Origin of the sequence: Proteiniborus ethanoligenes (assembly GCF_900107485.1) — a bacterium.
Taxonomy (GTDB): domain Bacteria; phylum Bacillota; class Clostridia; order Tissierellales; family Proteiniboraceae; genus Proteiniborus; species Proteiniborus ethanoligenes.
This window is the reverse complement of sequence record NZ_FNQE01000004.1, coordinates 49464-67081: the sequence shown is the minus strand read 5'-3', so window position 1 is coordinate 67081 and position 17618 is coordinate 49464. Positions and strand designations below refer to the sequence as shown.

General features: G+C 31.0%; 15 protein-coding genes. All 15 read left to right on the top strand.

What is annotated here, in order from left to right:
- Positions 1 to 23 precede the first annotated feature (23 nt).
- The 15 genes from BLV37_RS02850 (at position 24) to BLV37_RS02785 (ending at position 17607) form a co-directional block, all read left to right on the top strand.
- Positions 24 to 806, top strand: coding sequence for a toll/interleukin-1 receptor domain-containing protein (locus BLV37_RS02850; protein WP_091726980.1), 783 nt, complete (start codon positions 24 to 26; stop codon positions 804 to 806).
- Positions 807 to 845: 39 nt separating this feature from the next.
- Positions 846 to 1136 carry a 4-fold beta flower protein gene (locus BLV37_RS02845; protein WP_091726977.1) on the top strand — a complete coding sequence of 97 codons (291 nt, stop codon included), beginning with the start codon at positions 846 to 848 and terminating at the stop codon, positions 1134 to 1136.
- A gap of 617 nt (positions 1137 to 1753) precedes the next feature.
- Entirely contained in the window at positions 1754 to 3196 is a 1443-nt protein-coding gene (locus BLV37_RS02840) for a DUF2971 domain-containing protein (protein WP_143031474.1), read from the top strand.
- 324 nt (positions 3197 to 3520) lie between these two features.
- Positions 3521 to 4294, top strand: a complete 774-nt coding sequence (locus BLV37_RS02835) for an alpha/beta hydrolase family protein (protein WP_091726971.1) — start codon at positions 3521 to 3523, stop codon at positions 4292 to 4294.
- Positions 4295 to 4370: 76 nt separating this feature from the next.
- On the top strand, positions 4371 to 5234 hold the full coding sequence (locus BLV37_RS02830) for a DUF4438 domain-containing protein (RefSeq protein ID WP_091726968.1): 864 nt from the start codon (positions 4371 to 4373) through the stop codon (positions 5232 to 5234).
- An 82-nt stretch (positions 5235 to 5316) separates the two neighbouring features.
- Positions 5317 to 7254 carry a hypothetical protein gene (locus BLV37_RS02825; RefSeq protein WP_091726966.1) on the top strand — a complete coding sequence of 646 codons (1938 nt, stop codon included), beginning with the start codon at positions 5317 to 5319 and terminating at the stop codon, positions 7252 to 7254.
- Between the two features lie 260 nt (positions 7255 to 7514).
- Positions 7515 to 8003 (top strand): COG2426 family protein, encoded by a 489-nt coding sequence (locus tag BLV37_RS02820; protein ID WP_091726963.1) that lies wholly within the window; start codon positions 7515 to 7517, stop codon positions 8001 to 8003.
- A 2-nt stretch (positions 8004 to 8005) separates the two neighbouring features.
- Positions 8006 to 8146 (top strand): hypothetical protein, encoded by a 141-nt coding sequence (locus BLV37_RS14940; protein WP_176967839.1) that lies wholly within the window; start codon positions 8006 to 8008, stop codon positions 8144 to 8146.
- 4 nt (positions 8147 to 8150) lie between these two features.
- Positions 8151 to 9764: a VPA1262 family N-terminal domain-containing protein gene (locus BLV37_RS02815; RefSeq protein ID WP_091726961.1), complete on the top strand. Its 1614-nt coding sequence runs from the start codon at positions 8151 to 8153 to the stop codon at positions 9762 to 9764.
- Positions 9749 to 10870, top strand: coding sequence for a hypothetical protein (locus BLV37_RS02810; protein ID WP_091726958.1), 1122 nt, complete (start codon positions 9749 to 9751; stop codon positions 10868 to 10870). Before BLV37_RS02815 ends, BLV37_RS02810 begins: the two co-directional genes overlap by 16 nt.
- A gap of 456 nt (positions 10871 to 11326) precedes the next feature.
- Positions 11327 to 12664: an RNA-binding domain-containing protein gene (locus BLV37_RS02805; RefSeq protein WP_091726955.1), complete on the top strand. Its 1338-nt coding sequence runs from the start codon at positions 11327 to 11329 to the stop codon at positions 12662 to 12664.
- A 686-nt stretch (positions 12665 to 13350) separates the two neighbouring features.
- On the top strand, positions 13351 to 14646 hold the full coding sequence (locus BLV37_RS02800; protein WP_091726953.1) for an RCC1 domain-containing protein: 1296 nt from the start codon (positions 13351 to 13353) through the stop codon (positions 14644 to 14646).
- A gap of 385 nt (positions 14647 to 15031) precedes the next feature.
- Positions 15032 to 15763, top strand: a complete 732-nt coding sequence (locus BLV37_RS02795; RefSeq protein WP_091726951.1) for a GntR family transcriptional regulator — start codon at positions 15032 to 15034, stop codon at positions 15761 to 15763.
- Between the two features lie 23 nt (positions 15764 to 15786).
- A complete protein-coding gene (locus BLV37_RS02790; RefSeq protein ID WP_091726948.1) occupies positions 15787 to 16614 on the top strand; it encodes a hypothetical protein in 828 nt (275 codons plus the stop codon).
- A 33-nt stretch (positions 16615 to 16647) separates the two neighbouring features.
- The gene (locus BLV37_RS02785) at positions 16648 to 17607 is read left to right on the top strand and encodes an eIF2B alpha/beta/delta subunit family protein (protein WP_244270454.1); all 960 of its coding nucleotides are present in this window, start codon (positions 16648 to 16650) and stop codon (positions 17605 to 17607) included.
- Positions 17608 to 17618 lie beyond the last annotated feature (11 nt).

The following is a 17618-nucleotide window of genomic DNA, read 5'->3' as shown; positions in this document are numbered from 1 at the left end:
CCTGATTTTACGGGGGTGATACAATGATTTTCCTTTCACATAATCATAAAGACAAAGTTATTGTTGAACAAATCGCAATAAGACTTAGAGATATATTTGGTGAAGAAAAAGTTTTTTATGATTCATGGTCAATGCAACCAGGTGATGGTATTATTGATAAAATGAATGATGGATTGAGTGAATGCAAATTATTCTTATTCTTTGTTTCAAAGAATAGTCTGCAAAGTAATATGGTGAAGTTAGAATGGCAGAATGCGGTCATTAAAGCTACAAAGGGTGAAACTAAGATTATTCCAGTGAAATTAGATGATTGTTTGATGCCCGCTATATTATTACAGAGCTTGTATATAGATTTATTTGGCAACGGGCTTGAAGTAGCTTTAAGACAAATTGTAGATGTAGTTTCTGGTCGAAACACATTTCAAAAAGGCGTGCAAGAGTTTTCTAACTTAAGAGCTTATACTTACAATGAAGGCGATAATGTTATTATAGAGTGTCATGCGGAACATTATTTGGAACCAATTTCAAGTTTTATATTCTTAGTGACTAATAATCAAGATGAACTAGCATTTAATTGTAGATCAAGTGCTATGGTTAGGACTGGGTTTAACGAAAATCTTAAATTGAACAATGGGAAGATATTTAATGGACAAATGATGGCAATAGAAAAAGCTACTGTACCAGGATTTCCATTTATTATTTATATTGAACCTAAACATGGAATTCAGGTCAATTTGGTAGGCGTTATGCATGAAAAGAAGATGCATGAATGGGGAATGATACCTTTGGTTCATGGGAAAAAGTGATGAGTTATTATCACGAATTAGCTGATAGGGGGTTATGATATGGATTATCCTATTTGGACGTTAAGTGGAAGATTCTGTGGTAAAGTTATTGATGGGCAGGTCTATGATCAAGATGGGCATCATGTAGGATACATTGATGAATCTAGGATATACTCTGTTAGAACAGGTAGAGTAATTGGTGAGTTTTATCGTGAAGATAGAGTAGGAATTCGAACTTCTAAAAGTTACCCAATAAGAGGGGCCAGAGGTGTAAGAGGTTCTAGAGGTTTTGGAAGAAGGGGTAACAAAGGTGGTATTAGTTCGGGCGGATGGTCAGAACCTGAATTTTAGATAACCATAGTGATTTTGATTAGAAAAAGTAAAAATGAAATCCGTGTTGGCCACGCCCCCAATTACCCTCCAAAGACAACAGCAGAGCCTCATATAAGTATAAAGGTGAGCTGGATGGGGAAGGTAGTTGGGGGATAAAGGATATAGAGAGATACTGTTAAGATACATGTAAAGGTTCATCTTTGAGAATAGTGTATGATCATCATCAGCAAAACGAGTATTTTAAACAAAACGGGCATTTTAAGATCTGAAGAGTTGCCCGTTTATTTTTACATATAGGTGTAAGAATATTGTATTAATGGGTGTGGAGTGGGGTGTTGAGTATTAAGCACATTCGGTGCCAGGCACTTAACTTATTAACTTATTTTTGTTTTAGAATTTGACACACATGCCAAGGAACTTCAGTACTTCAACTCGTACAAGCCTTTGAAGAAGTTAACGACATCAAGATCCCATTTGAAATAGTAGATAGAACACCACCAATAAACCCTTCTTTCGTATGCAGATGCAAGTAAGGCAGAGCGGGAACTAGGTTGGAAAGTTCGGAGAGGTATTAAAGAGATGTGTTTAGATAGCTGGAGGTTTGAGAAGGGGTATGGAGAGTAACAAGTAAACTTGTGACTATTCAGAAGGTGAAGAAATCAATGTATAGATTCAGAAGAATAGAAAATTTAATAGGAAAGTATAAAGAACTTGAAAATCAAGAAATCTATTTTTCGGACATTGTTTCTTTGAATGATCCAATGGAAGGATTTAGAGAGTTTTATTGGTCTGGAGATGTAATTGCTTGGGAAAACTTGTTTAAGCATTATATTCTTTGTCTTGAGCAAATGTGTTTCTTAGCATATTTAAGCGAGGAGATGCAAATATTTAGTGCTAGGGATATACCAATTTTTATAGAAGAGGATAAATTACCAACAGAACAATATAGGCAAATGTTTCGTGAAATCTGGGAGAAGTTCTTTCAAATTGATGGAATTAAAGAATATATTGATATTATTGCATCTTTACCATGGAAGGTTTATCGTGATGAACTTTATGCCTATTTCAAATATATCCATTTTATAGCCTTTCAAGTTATCATGGAAACGTATATTAAACATGGATTCCAAGAATCATATACTACTCAACCACCAGACTATTCTAGTCATTTAAAAGGTTTTGTTGAGGCATTGAAAAAAATAAATTTGGTAGATGAGGATGAACAAGATAAAATTAAAATTCTAGTAAAAATACAAAGAGATTTATTGCTGGAGTTTGATTTAATTAGCGCATACAAACTATATGATAGCCCTATAAATCAACGAAGGTGGTTTATATTATCTGAGTTTACAAATGCTTACTTAGATAGTCTTATAAAACTTACATATCCTGAAGCTTATGTTGCCTGCTTTATGAGTGATTGCACCAATGCAGCAGTTTGGGGACATTATGGGGACAGTCATAAGGGTATATGTTTAAAGTTTAGAACAAAAGATACAAATGGTATCCCTTCAATTGATCTAAATTGCATAATAGGTATGGGAGAAAAGCCTATATATGATTATAGACAATTTCCATTTTATAAGATAGATTATACAAATAAATTTAAAGAAATTGATTTTTTTAAATCTATCGGTCGTCTTACAATGGGTCAACTCATGAGACAGTGGTATACTGACCAGGAAGGGAATAGAAGTAGCTGTGCAGATCATATGATAGATAAGAAAAGAGAAGAAATATGGCGTGACCAATATTGGAATAGTTACAATAGCGGTTTTCTTATAAAACTTAAGGATTGGGAGTATGAGAAAGAACATAGGTTGCTTTTATCAAGTGTTCTTGATTCGTTTGAAGAAGTTGAAGATCGCAAGCTTAAGTATAAGTTTGATGATCTTGAAGCTATAATTTTTGGTACGAGGACATCCATTGAGGATAAAATAAAAATTATAAAGATTATTGAGTCTAAATGTGAAGTAAATCATAGAAAAAACTTTGATTTCTATCAGGCTGAATATTCTAAAACTACTGGAAGAATGGAAATTAGAAAGTTAGATTTTATAAAGTTGGGCTTAACTTAAATTAATGAAAGAAAAGGTTGTCCACTTCAAAAATTAAAGCCGAGTCATTTAATCCCATTTGCTCGCTCTGCAATACCATTTTGCCATGGAGAGCCGAACTATCTATTGAAGAAGTAATACAATTAAAGAAAGAAATAGAAAATTAGAAACTTTTTAAATTATTGAGTAACATACCACCTTTTAGTAAAACAGAACCAAAAGGTGGTTTTTATATTATTTCAATTTGATTTTATATAAAATAAGTCATAAAATAAGATAATAAATAACAGTTGCACATTCTACTATTTGTATGTGCTGATAAATAGATCAAAGGAGCTAATAAAAATGAACAATTACTTACAATCTAATAATATAATTGAAGAAAAAATATTCATAGAGAATGTTCCTGCTATTCTCTTTAAGCCTAAAGAAGCAAAGGGCTTACTTCCTACCATTATATTTTATCACGGCTGGAGTTCAAATAAAGAATTACAAAGGATTAGAGGATTTATTTTATCTGCTGTAGGCTATCAGGTTATTATACCTGATGCTATTAACCACGGTGAAAGAAATCCTATTGATTATTATGATATTAAAAATGGTAAATATTTTTGGTATACAATATTAAATAATTTAGAGGAAGCACCGATTATAATTGATGAATTAATACTAAAATATAATGCAGATCCTAATAGAATAGGTTTGATAGGTCACTCAATGGGTGGATTTACAGCTGCAGGAGTATTTACTCATAATCCCAAAATAAAGACTTTAGTAGTATTAAACGGTTCTTGTGGTTGGCAAAATTCTAATGAGGTATTTAAAAGAACTCTTGGAATAAGTGAAGTTGAAAAATTTAAGGAGATAGAGGATAAGATTAATAAAATTGATCCAATGAATAATTTACAATTACTTAAGGATAGACCCATGCTTATGCTACATGGTGATAGTGATAGCGTAGTTTCTATAGAAAGCCAAAGGATGTTCTATAAAGAGATTCTACCTCTGTACCTAGACAAAAACAAAATCAAATTAGTTGAGTATCCTAGATTAGATCATTTTGTGACTACAAATATGATGGAGGAAATTATAGAGTGGCTTTATGAAAATCTTCAATAAAATATAAGAACGTAAGTAGTAAATAGTATGGTAAACTAAAACTAGAACTAACTTTATGTGCAGAGGAGGAAATAAGATGCTTAAAACAAATAAACAAAAATTAGTAATGCAATCTGTTCAAGGTAAGATTCACAGTCCTATAGTTTCTAATCCCTATCGAGTAAATAGAGATGGAATAGCTGAAGTGTTACCAGCTACTGGTGGCATCACATACAATGTTAAAATAGGAGATACTTGTATGGAGTGGGTAGGAGATCATATAGAGCCAGGAGTTAGCATTAAAAGCGACAATACTAATGAAAACAATGCACTTATGCTTTTATCATGTATAGGTAATGAAGCTAAGGTTGTTTCAGGCGAAGCTAAAGGTGCAAAAGGATATGTAACTGGCATGCATGGTGGAATAGATCATGTATTAATACATTTTAATGAAGAAGATACAGAGAAAATGACTATAGGTGATTCTATTTTAGTTAAGGCTTATGGTCAAGGTCTAAAAATAGAAGGCTATGATGATGTTAAATGCATGAATATAGATCCTACTCTATTTGATAAATTAGGGATTACACAAAAGGAAGATGGAGTATTAAAAGTTCCTGTGACTACAGAAATACCTGCCTACTTAATGGGCTCAGGCATAGGTAGTATGACGGCTTTTTCAGGAGATTATGATATAATGACAGGTGATGAAGATGCAAACAAAGAGTTTGGAATAGATAAGCTTAGATTTGGAGACTTGGTGCTACTTAGAGATTGTGACAATACTAATGGACGTCAATATTTAAAAGGATCTGTATCTATAGGAGTAGTTGTTCACAGCGATTGTATTAAATCAGGTCATGGTCCTGGAGTTACTGTTATAATGAGTTCAAAGTATTCTAAAATAAAGGGAATCAAATCAGAAAATGCAAACATAGCTTATTACCTAGGTGTAAGATAATCGGTTAATTTAGAAATGTAGTTGTTATTGGTTATATTTTATATTTGCTTTTCAAATCAATTAATTTTTAGGAGTGTTTGATTTGCAAGATTTATTTTGTAAATATTCTTTGTATGAACTCAATGAAGACATGCAAAAATTTATAGAAGGCCACAAGGTTAATAATCTAAAAATGTTTATTGCCTCTGAAAAGAGTAGTAAACTTTCCATTACTATAAATCCAGATAAAAGTACTGATGATATGTATCATGGTCTTCATCCTAGATTTGATGAAGAGCAGCTGCGTTTGTTTTTGGATAAATTAACATCTAATGATGTTAAAAGTTTTTGGGAAGCAATTGATGAGATCCAAAATCAAGATATTAAGTTAATGAATTTAATTTTTTCGGAGTCTGAAGTAGAAGAGAATTTTCTAATAGAAATAATTGAAGATGAAAAATTAAAAGAAAATTTAGAGATAAGTTTATTAGGAAAGGCAGTTCTTCAAATGGCTTCTCATTTCGGATATCGTATTTACATTGACGAAAAAAATATATATGATGAATTTAAAAGCTATATAAATAGTTTTTTCAAAGGCAGTAAGATATTTTTTGATTATTGTGATAAAACTAAGGAAGTAAAATTATTAGGTATTTGGCCTAAAGATATGATCGGGAAATTATGTTTAGAATATTATTTAGATCAACAAGAAGGAAAGTTAATTCTTAAGAAAGGTAAGAAAGAAATACATGATAATTTTTTGTATTTATTGCTGAACTTTGAAGGGGAATGGGAATCTTTTTTTACATTATTAACTAGTGATGTATATTATTCAGGTGTTATGCCATGCGTGAAAAAGATTGATTATGAAATAAATCCTTCATTATCTCAAAAAATAAAATACTTAGTTTTTAATGTTATAAGAACAACATATGCAACTGTAGATACAATGGACAATTCACAAATTCTAAAGCATCCTTTTTTTGAAGGGGAACATGGAGAGAGGTTGGCAAAACTAGATAACTATGAGGATATTTTACAAAACAAGTATCTTTATAGCAATCAACCAAAACAAGAAAGAAAACAGAGAGATTATGAAGAAAAGATGATTTTAAATTTAAATAAATATCTGAAATATTCTTTAAACACGCACACAATTGCAGTTTCTTCAAATCTCATAACTGAAGATGGATATTTAATTGCTGGGAAACGTGGAGCTTTGAACATAGACGCAGGAGAATATTATTGTTCTTCCAATGGACAGACTGAGTTTAGGGATGAAAATGTGAATTTTTATCGAAAATCTGTATTTGAAGATATGCCCACTATGGATTATTTTTCAAAATATAGAGTTGATTTGACTAAAGAAATAGAAAGAGAGTGTATAGCGGAACTTGGAGTTGTTTCCTATGGTATAGGTTGGAATTATTATGGCGTATCTTATTTAAGTATCAATAATTTTATAGATGAAAATGATGATAATAGTATTCAAAAATCAAAAGAAATTAAATCAAGGCGTATGCACTTTAATGTGTTGACATCAAATTCAATTTCACAAACATTTAAAGAAGTTATAAAAACACATAGAACAGCAACAGAAAGCTTTGAAAACGAGTCAATTGTAGGAATTAAAACTAGAGTATTTAAAAGCAAAATAGATTTTTTAAAATCAATGGGCCTAAGTTTATACTATTGGATAAGTGAAAATAAATCTAAAATATTCTTATTACTTATTTTAATATCAATTTTAATCGGCAAGCAAAATTATTCAAGTGTTGATATTAGTAATTATTTTGATATTTTATTGTTGCTAGTTTATTTGATTATATCTGTTTTTACATGGTACAAGGATAGAAAAATTAGGAAACAGATGATCTTAAAATGTTATTATTTGCCAAGTTGTTTTTTAGATAATAAGTTCAAAATGGAAAAGGTATTAAAAAAACTTTCAAAAAAAGCAGGCAATGGTAAATTTCATGCAATTTTTAGTATTATGTATATATTACATTTTTTAAGTCTAACTGAAGATAATGATATTTAAAATATGGTGCAAGGCATTTGACTTTTCAAATTACTAAGATCTATACCGCCTTTTAGTAAAACAAAACCGAAAGGTGGTTTTTATATTATTTTCTAATTTTACCTTATTTAAAATAAGTCATAGAATAAGAGAAGAATTAATGATGGAGGAAATTATAGAGTGGCTTTATGAAAATCTTCAATAAAATATAAGAACTTAAGTGGTAAATAGTATGGTAAAATAAAACTATAACTAATTTTAGGTGCATAAGGGGGAATATGATGTCTTCATACATAAGTCAAATATTTAATTTCTTATCCATAGAATTTACAGTAATGCTAACAGCGGCATTACCTATTATAGAACTAAGGGGAGCTATTCCAGTAGGTATATCACTAGGGCTATCTCCTATTCATGCTACTGTTCTTAGCTTTATAGGAAGTATGATTCCTGTACCTTTTATACTATTTACTATTAGACCTATATTTAATTATTTGAAGAAGACCAAGACCTTTGAGAAAATTGTAAATAGGCTCACCAATAGATCAATGGCTAAGAGTGGTAAAATACAAAAATATGGAGCATGGGGACTCCTTGTGTTTGTAGCCATCCCTTTGCCTGGGACAGGCGTATGGAGTGGTAGTCTTATAGCAGCTCTCCTTGATATGAGATTTAAATGGGCATTTCCTGCTATATTTGTAGGAAATCTAATAGCTGGGGTTTTGATCATGGCTTTGAGCAATGGTGTTGTTAGTGTGATTAATGGGTAAATGTGGCGGAGCTTAATAGGCTAGATATAAGGATTACTGAAATAATAATAAAAACAGCAGAGAAGAAGGCTCCTAATATAGATTTTGATATAGGGAGCTTTTATTGTATGGTAATGTGGCAAGGTGAAATGAAGGGCAGGTGATATTATGGATCAATTTGATAATCTACGAAATGTAATTGATTTAGACTATGATTTACTAACGAAACCAGGGAATTTAGGATTTTATAGATCCTGCGAGGCTACGACTATATTCTTATTTAACAATGTAACTAAACAGGCACATAATTATTTTACTATAATGGTATTTGAGGAAAGAGAAAAAGAAACAGAAGAAGTTGAGTACTTAACGGAGAAGCTGATTACAATTTCCTCTGAATTTAAAATGGGTATTTGTAGATATGATTTAACAATGGAACAGGCCCTTGATAGCTTTAGGCAAATCAAAAATTCTCAGGTGTTATATAATATCGGTGGGGACTTACAAATAGGGAACTTAGATCTAATCAACAAACAATTTGTACCACAGGATGGAACGGTAGAAGTACGTTTAAACAAAGCCTTAAAGAATAATTTTATTAACGGTAGCTATATTTATGAATTTTTTGATACGTATAAAAGCTTTATATCAATTTTATCAAAACGACAGCGTGAGCAAATATCTAATCTAGTAATGAAATTTGTCCCCATAAATCTTCATGTCTTACAGGATAGGATTGGAAATATTATTTTTCAGTTTCCTTCAACATTACTTTCTTTAAAATCATCTTCTGGTAAGGATGAGACAAGTCTTGATATTACTCTTTATACTGATAAACGCATTGATAGTGAAGATAGATATGGAATACTTGTTACAAATGAATTTGATAATTGTATAACTGGTATTAGATATCATGATAATAAAAACAGCAAAAAAATTAGATTGGAAATTGGGGATACAGGTAATCTAATTAAAACTATGGTTTATGATAAGAAAACAGATTTAGTTGTTTATGAGGCGAATTATAGTTTTATTAAGCATATATATACTAGATTTCATATAGGAAGTGAGTTTCCAGAGTATAGAACAATTATAACTTCAAATGGGAAGGCTGAAGTGGATGTAGAACCTGTAGAGTTTATGGAAATTCCACGGCGTAATATGTCAGAGCATAAAAAGTACTGGAAAGAATTTGTGAAGGAGAGGCAATACAAAGAAAGACTAGAGGAATTAGAGCACCGTATGAAATTCATGCAATACGGTACTTCACAGAATTCTGAAAAAAATAAAGCCTTAGAGGATGTTAGAAAACTAATTATAATGAATTCAGAAAAACAAATTATGCTATGGGATCCTTATTTGTCTGCCAATGATATTTTAAATACTTTATATTACAGCAATCAGATGGGTATACAGATGAGAGCTATTACTTCTTCAAGTAGTGAAACTAGAAAAATAAATGGAGAAAAGCATAGTGATGCAGCGACTTGGATAAGTGAGCAAAGAAATATACTTAACAATAATAGCAATAATTACGGAATAAATCTTGAAGTAAGATGCCAACACGAGGAATTTGGTTGGAAGTTTCATGATAGATTTTTATTATTTGTTATGAGAAACGGAACTGCAAGGGTTTGGTCATTGGGGACATCAATAAATAGTTTAGGAAAAAATCATCACATAATACAAGAAGTAAGCCATCCACAATACATAGTTGATGCTTTTAATGAGCTATGGAATGAGCTTAATGATGAGAGGTGCATTTTATGGAAGAGCAAATAAAAGTCAGTGATGATATAAATGAAGTTTTACAGGTATTAAAGAAAATAAATATTGATATTAGTATACCCTCAAACGCTTCTAGAAGTGATAAAGGACTACACAATCTTTTAACCGAAGGCACAGAAGAAAATAATTATAAAAAGATTTATCGTTTTGTTAGAAGTGTTGAAATGGGGTGTGGATTTTATTCGAGTGAAACAGCTAAGCTTAAAAAAATGTACGACATAGCTATTAGTAGAAATAAGGATATGGTTATTGAGATTCTTAATGATAAAAGTAAATTAATAGATATTGTATATAATTGCCATTGCATACAAGGAGAGCATAAGCTATTGCTATTACAATCACCTTATTTAACTAATGCCTTTGTTGCTTTTGAATTAATTAGACAACTATTAAATGATATCAAATTACAAGGGGCAGATAACTATTTTAAGTATAAAGCGGCTATAGGAAACGGCATTATTAAACTAGCATCATTAGATACGGATTTATATCAATATTTTATTAAGGAATTTGAACATAAAGAAGAGTTTCATCATGTTATGGGAGTGGCATTAAGCAATATGTCGGCTATTGATCGAAAGATATTTGCTAAGTCTATTACCATAGATAAACAGGATAACAACTATTATAATTACGTGAATACTTTGCTACAAAATATTGGAAAAGATAAATATGATTCATTTATTATGGATATTAAAGAAGTAATTTATCAAAGATGGAATGATTATCTTTCAGCTTTATTAAAGAGTAAAGAGTTTGTTTCAAGTATTATTATAAATTCATATGGTGATATAATATTAAATTGTCTTTGTAAGAGATATGAAGATAAAGAATTATTTTTCGGAGATTTAGATGCTATAGCTACTGAATTTAGTAAGGCAATATACAAATGGTATGAAAAAGAAACAGAATTTAGTTCAATGTATTATATTTATGCAACAAAATTGTTTTTCCTAAAAAATGCACAAGAAATTAATAACATTTCTTTATCTGACAGAAAAAATATACTTGATAAAATGCAAAATCTATTTGATAACAATTGTATGATACATAATAAATATACAAAAGTTGAGGATATTATTATAGGGACAGACACTTAATATATTAATCTATGAATAAATATGGTGTCTGTTTGGTTATTTAAAAAACATCTCTTTAGAAAGGAGCGAGGAGATCATGACTATAGCAGAACAACTAATTAAAGAAGGCATGGGAAAAGGTATTTTAGAAGGAAAAAGAAAAACAGCGAAAACATGTTAAGATTAGGATTAACAGTAGAACAAGTTGTAGATGCTGCCGAGCTATCTATTGAGGAAGTAGTACAATTAAAAAAAGAAATAGATGATTAAAAACTCTTTAAATTATTGAGATAATGATTATCAATTAGAAAAGCTTCAGAGGACAAGAGAGAAATCTTAAGTTTGCTGAAGTTTTTTGTTGTATAACAAAATGAAAATTATGTGATATTAATGATATAGTTGAACGTATAATTGATATATGGTACGATGAAAGCGAACGAATAATATAGAATAGATTCTATTTATGGAGGTGTTTTTGTGGAATTTCTATTTAATGGTGAAACAAAGAATATCGAGTATAAAAAAGAATATTCAAAATCCATACTTAAGACAATTTCTGCAATGGCTAATTATCAGGATGGATATATAGTTATTGGAATAGATGATGATTCAAATGTTACTGGTGTTGATAATCCTAAGGCAATTAAATTGATGCTTGAAAACTCCATAAACGATAATATTTTACCTAGACCATATTATGAAATATTTGAAAAAAAGGTTGATGATAAAATAATAGTAGTGCTTCAGGTATTTGTAGGCGAAAATACTCCATATTTATACAATAATAAAGCATATAAGAGAATGAATACATCAACTGTAACAACTGATAAAATAGAATACGAGAACCTTATACTTAAGGGTAGAAATATTGGATATGATGGGTTGAGTTATAATGATAATGGACTTAGCTTTGGATATCTAAATAAGAAAATAAGACAGCAGTTGGGGATAGGCCATTTATCAAAAGATATACTTAAAACACTAGGGCTAATGAAAAATGAAGAGTATACAATAGCTGCGGCACTGTTATCCGATGAAAATCCAATCCATAGTTCTGGAATATCCCTTATTAGATTTGATTCAGATACAACTTTAAATATTATAGATAAAAATATATTAAGAAATATATCTCTAATAGAGGGGTTTGATAAATCAATAGAGTTTTATGAAAAACATATAAATAAGAAGGAAGTAATAAAAGGTGCATATAGAGAAACCATAGAAGAAGTACCTTTAGTAGCCTTTAGGGAATCTATTGCAAATGCAATTGTTCATCGTGAATATATGGTAGATGCTGATATTAGAGTAGAAATATTTGATGATAGAATAGAGATAATTTCTCCTGGAGGGTTACCTATAGGTATAACTGAGGAAGAATATCTTGATGGTAGAGTATCAGTTCCAAGAAATAGAATAATAGCAGATATTTTTCTTAGACTAGGGATAATAGAACGATTAGCAACTGGAATAAGAAGAATAAAAGGATATTATAAAGATAAAAATGTGAATCCTGAATTTTTGATTGCACAAAATTCAATCAAGGTAATATTACCTAAGATTTCATCACAAAAAAACACTACTGTTAAATTGAACGATACGAACGTTAACGCGAACGATATGAACGAAAATGAACTAAAAATTGTTAAACACCTTAATTCCACCGGACGAATATCTAGAAAAGAAGCAGAAGAAATTCTCTCACTAAAGAAGACTCAGGCAGTTCAAGTGTTAGGAGGATTAATTGATAAGGGTATTATTATTAGGGTTGGTAGTGGGAGAAATACTGCTTATGAAAAACCCCGTGGTGTGAACTGACCCATAAATATCTTTAATAAAATATAAGAACTTAAGTAGTAAATAGTATGGTAAAATAAAACTATAACTAATTTTAGGCACATAAGGGGAAATTTGTAGGGAATCTAATAGCTGGGATTTTGATCATGGCTTTGAGCAATGGTGTTGTTAGTGTGATTAATGGGTAAAGGAAGCGGAGCTTAATAGGCTAAATATAAGGATTACTGAAATTGAATAACCAAGGGGACTGTCCCCTTGGTTGTTTAAAAAACATCTCTTTAGAAAGGAGCGAGGAGATCATGACTATAGCAGAACAACTAATTAAAGAAGGCGTGGGAAAAGGTATTTTAGAAGGGAAAAGAAAAACAGCGAAAACATGTTAAGATTAGGATTAACAGTAGAACAAGTTGTAGATGCTGCCGAGCTATCTATTGAGGAAGTAGTACAATTAAAAAAAGAAATAGATGATTAGAAATCTTTTAACTTATTGAGAAACATATCACTTTTTAGCAAAGTTAAAGTTTTATTAATTTCTTTCTGGACTAGCCATAAATGTACATGGTAATATATTCATATGGCAAATTATTAATATAAGCTACTAAGTATAGCCAGTACAATTGTAAAGGTGGAATTAATACATCAACCAGTTGGACTGCCAAGAATTATTAAAGCTTAATCTAACAATAAACTAAGAGGAGGAGACATTTATGCTGAAAAAAATGATTTATTTATTAATTCCATTAAGTATTATTTTCTTTATTACTGGATGCTTTGGTCCTAAGATTAATATTGACGATAGTTCATATGGATTCACTAAGTACATAGCCTTTGATGAATATAATCCAGATGAAACTAAAATAATTGATTTAGAGAATATGAGCTCATTTAAGAAGGATAGAAAAAAAGAGGATTTCGCGAAATGGCTTTCAAGAGAGATTAAATATGCAATAGACAAAGATAACCAATTATACTCTTATCATGTTCTAACTGATGAAAATAGGAATATGACTTTGGAAAGTAGACCCTTAGATATAACAGGAGTAAAAGAGATTTTTTTAGTAAAGGATAATTTGTACATATGGACAGATGAAGGTATTATCTATCAAAAAAATGGCGAACAATTTGACAAAATAATATCTAATGTGTCCGAGGTCATATTATATGGAAATGAAAATAATTATTACGATACCATTCCTCAAGGCTACAATGCTAGTGCTATAACTAATGATGCAAGGCTATATGTTTGGGGAACAAATGGATATGGACAAATTGGAAATGGCCAGTGTAGCTATAATGAAGTATTTTATGAGTATACAGATCAATTTTATGATCCTTATTTGGTTTTAGAAAATGTAAAAGAATATAAAATTGACATAAAAGATGAGAATTACTATAAATGTGCAGCTATTACCCTGAACGATGAACTACATGTATGGGGAGCTTTGCCACGTACTAAAGAGATAATTAAATTAAAGATTGGTAACGGTGATACATTAGACAGACAAATTGAAAAAGTTCATCCCAATCAAAAAGGATATTCGGCAATTAAAAAGCTGGATAATGTCAAGAGTTTTGAATTTAAAGAAGACGGAATTCTTGCCATAACCAACAAAGGAGAAGAAATCCTTATTAATGAAACTCCAGACATTAAAGATGATGAAGGCCTAGGGACAAACTACAGGAATACTAAAGGCAAACAAAATCGTTGGGATCCAGTTTTTGATTCTGTAATGATTAGCTTACAGGGAAGTTATGATGATGGAAAAGTACAACGAATTTATGGTACTATTATGAATAATATGGATACTACTTGGCATAATTGTCGGCTGACATTTTTACTTTATGATAAAAAAGGAGAGCCTATTGATCAAATCAATATTGTTATTGGCAAAACAGAAATCGAAGAAAAAACAGAGTTTTCTACTGATAGTGGGGATAGTTTGTTTATGTATAAAGCTGTCCAATTCGAGCTTATACAGATTACTCCAAATGTAGTTTATTAGGGATGATGCTAGGTGCGAAACTTATCTAATGAATAGTTCCAGGCACTTAACATATTAAACAAGAAAAAGACATAGAAAATTAGAAACCTTTTAACTTATTGAGAAATATACACCTTTTGGTAATACAAAGCCAGAAGGTGTTTTTTTGTTGGATTCTATTGCAATGATTGTGTTCGTTAATCAGATTATGTAGTTGTTACAAACATCATTATCAATATATTTTTAATTTAATAACATCATTATGTTTACGAAGTATTGACTTATATTTATGAAATAGTTATACTAAAGGTAATGATGAAATCGTTGTCACTTAGATAAGATTACAATATATGAAGGGAGGGAGCTATAATTTACTTGTTTTTAGACAAGTAAATTATTTATAAAAATGAAAATAGATAAAGATAAGGATATGCCCTTATACCACCAAGTTGAGGAGTATATCAAAGAATATATATCAAAAAACAAATTAAAGCCTGGTGATATGCTGCCTACAGAATCAGAACTAGAAGATATGCTGAAGGTTAGCAGGACGACAATTAGATCAGCTATTATTTCTTTGCAGTATTCTGGTTATGTTATTAAGCAGCAGGGAAAAGGAACTTTTGTTGCAGATACTTCATACGAGCAACAGCTGCCCTTGCTGAGAAGCTTTACTGAAGATGCTATAGCTAGGGGAAGCAAAACTCATTCAATTGTTTTAGCAAAAGATATAATTATGCCTGATGAAAATTTAGAACAAATTCTTAAAATTGATACTAAAGAAAAGATTTTAAAATTATCACGCTTAAGATTTGTTGATGATGAACCAATGCAATTGACTACTAGTTATTTGCCAATTAAGGAACTAAAAAACTATGAGTGGGAAGATATTGATTTTACTAGAACTTCGTTATATTTTTCCTTGGAAAAGGCAGGGGTAATCCTATCTTCAGGTGAGGAAAGAATGGAGGTTGACATTGCTGATTCTTTAGATTCAATGCTATTGAAGATACCAGAGGGCTTTCCGATTTTTGTAACACAGAGAATAGTATTTAATGACAAGGGAAATATTGTAGAATATGCTGATTCTAGGACTAGAGGAGACAGACATAAGGCTGTAATCAAATTAAAACGTTAAATTTTGATGAAGGGAGAAATCACATGGACATAAATGTTCAATCTTTATTAAATGACTACGGGGAGCTACAAGAACTTTCTTCTGGAGTTAGAAGCCCTAGAAAGGTTGAAAAAGTTAGGGATTTATCTATTATTCATCTAATTGGAGATATAAAGCTTGTAATAGCCTGTGACTCCAATGCTTCAAATGGAGAAAAAATAAATGATACACATAAGAATAATTATGAAGAAACTGCAGTAAGTGCATTAAAGGTACCTTTAATGGAGGTCCTTTCTACAGGAGCTATACCTTTGGTAATTGCCAACAATTTATGTGTAGAAATGAACCCATCTGGAAAGAGAATAATTGAAGCAATGAAAAATGAGCTGGAAGACGCTGGGCTGTGGGATTCTATTCAGCTTACAGGTAGTACTGAAGACAATATGGTGACTACACAAACTGGAATAGGTGTAACTGTTATTGGAATAGTGACAATGGATAATTACAAGGTTGGTAAAACTCAGGCCGGTGACATTGTCATGAGTGTAGGATTGCCACAAAGTGGGATTGAAGTACCTTATAGTGAAAGGGACTACAATGTAGCTAAAATATCTACTGTTAAAAAATTAAGAGAATTAGAGTATGTGCATGAGATACTTCCTATAGGCTCAAAGGGTGCTCTATACGAGGCTAATGAATTAGCTAGGATCTGCGGCTTTAAATTTAAGCAATATGATGAGTGCGAAATAGATCTTTATACCTCTGCTGGCTCTAGCACTGCAGTCTTAGTTAGTATACATCCAGACAATATTAACAAACTGATTGAAGATATGGATATTCCTGTATATAGAATTGGAGAAATAGTTGAATAGATAGTACTGATAATTATGAATGGAGGAAGAACTTTGAAGGTAAAGGACATTGAATTTACATCTACACAACATGTAATTGATGAGATTAGAGATATGAATGTTAAAGGTGGCAGCCCCTTTGGACGTGCAGCGGCTTGGGCCTACAAGCTTGCACTAGAAAAGGAAAACTTTAATAGCTTAAATGAAATTATAGAAAGATTTGATAAAATTTCGGATGAATTAATATCATTAAAGCCTACAATGGCTACAATATATAATACTAAAGAATTAGTTTATGAACTTTTAAATACTTTTAATGACAATACAGATATTGCTACAGTTAAATCCAAAGCAATAAAACTATGTGAGAATATAATAACTCATTCCTTTGATTCAGTCTCAAAGCTAGGTCAGATAGGAAGCAATATCATACAAGATGGGGATGTAGTTATGATGCATAGCTACAGCAGTACCCTGATGAGTATCTTCTCTTCTGCTGCAGAGCAAGGGAAAAAGTTTCAGGTTATTTGTACTGAATCAAGACCTTTAAGAGAGTCTAGATTAGCCGTTAAAATTCTTCAAAGCTACAATATTCCTGTTACTTATATTACTGATGCATCTATATGGGAGTTTATGCCTAAAGCTGATTATATAATTATGGGCGCTGACACCATTGCTTGGGACGGTAGTGTAGCTAATAAGATGGGAACTGCACTAATTAGCCAGCTTGCCTTGAGCTGCAAAACACCTGTTTATATTGCTTCGGAAATATACAAGCTTGATGAAAGAACGAAATATGGACATCCTGTAGTTTTGGAAAAAAGAACAAAAGATGAACTAATAATAGGAGAAGATGACTTTGATTCCTTTGATGGCTTAGAGATAATTAACCAATTCTTTGACTTAACTCCTGCAAGGAATATAACTGCTTTAATTACTGAATATGGAGTTATAGCACCTTCTAATATTTCAAGCTGTTGGGAAAACTTAAAAGACGAATTATTTAATATATAAACATATCCCCG

Excerpts from the sequence above, each read along its gene's own strand:
- BLV37_RS02830 (WP_091726968.1), top strand. The coding sequence starts at position 4,371 with ATGCTTAAAACAAATAAACAAAAATTAGTAATGCAATCTGTTCAAGGT.
- BLV37_RS02850 (WP_091726980.1), top strand. The coding sequence starts at position 24 with ATGATTTTCCTTTCACATAATCATAAAGACAAAGTTATTGTTGAACAA.
- BLV37_RS02815 (WP_091726961.1), top strand. The coding sequence starts at position 8,151 with ATGGATCAATTTGATAATCTACGAAATGTAATTGATTTAGACTATGAT.
- BLV37_RS02795 (WP_091726951.1), top strand. The coding sequence starts at position 15,032 with ATGAAAATAGATAAAGATAAGGATATGCCCTTATACCACCAAGTTGAG.
- BLV37_RS02845 (WP_091726977.1), top strand. The coding sequence starts at position 846 with ATGGATTATCCTATTTGGACGTTAAGTGGAAGATTCTGTGGTAAAGTT.
- BLV37_RS02790 (WP_091726948.1), top strand. The coding sequence starts at position 15,787 with ATGGACATAAATGTTCAATCTTTATTAAATGACTACGGGGAGCTACAA.
- BLV37_RS02810 (WP_091726958.1), top strand. The coding sequence starts at position 9,749 with ATGGAAGAGCAAATAAAAGTCAGTGATGATATAAATGAAGTTTTACAG.
- BLV37_RS02800 (WP_091726953.1), top strand. The coding sequence starts at position 13,351 with ATGCTGAAAAAAATGATTTATTTATTAATTCCATTAAGTATTATTTTC.
- BLV37_RS02835 (WP_091726971.1), top strand. The coding sequence starts at position 3,521 with ATGAACAATTACTTACAATCTAATAATATAATTGAAGAAAAAATATTC.
- BLV37_RS02820 (WP_091726963.1), top strand. The coding sequence starts at position 7,515 with ATGTCTTCATACATAAGTCAAATATTTAATTTCTTATCCATAGAATTT.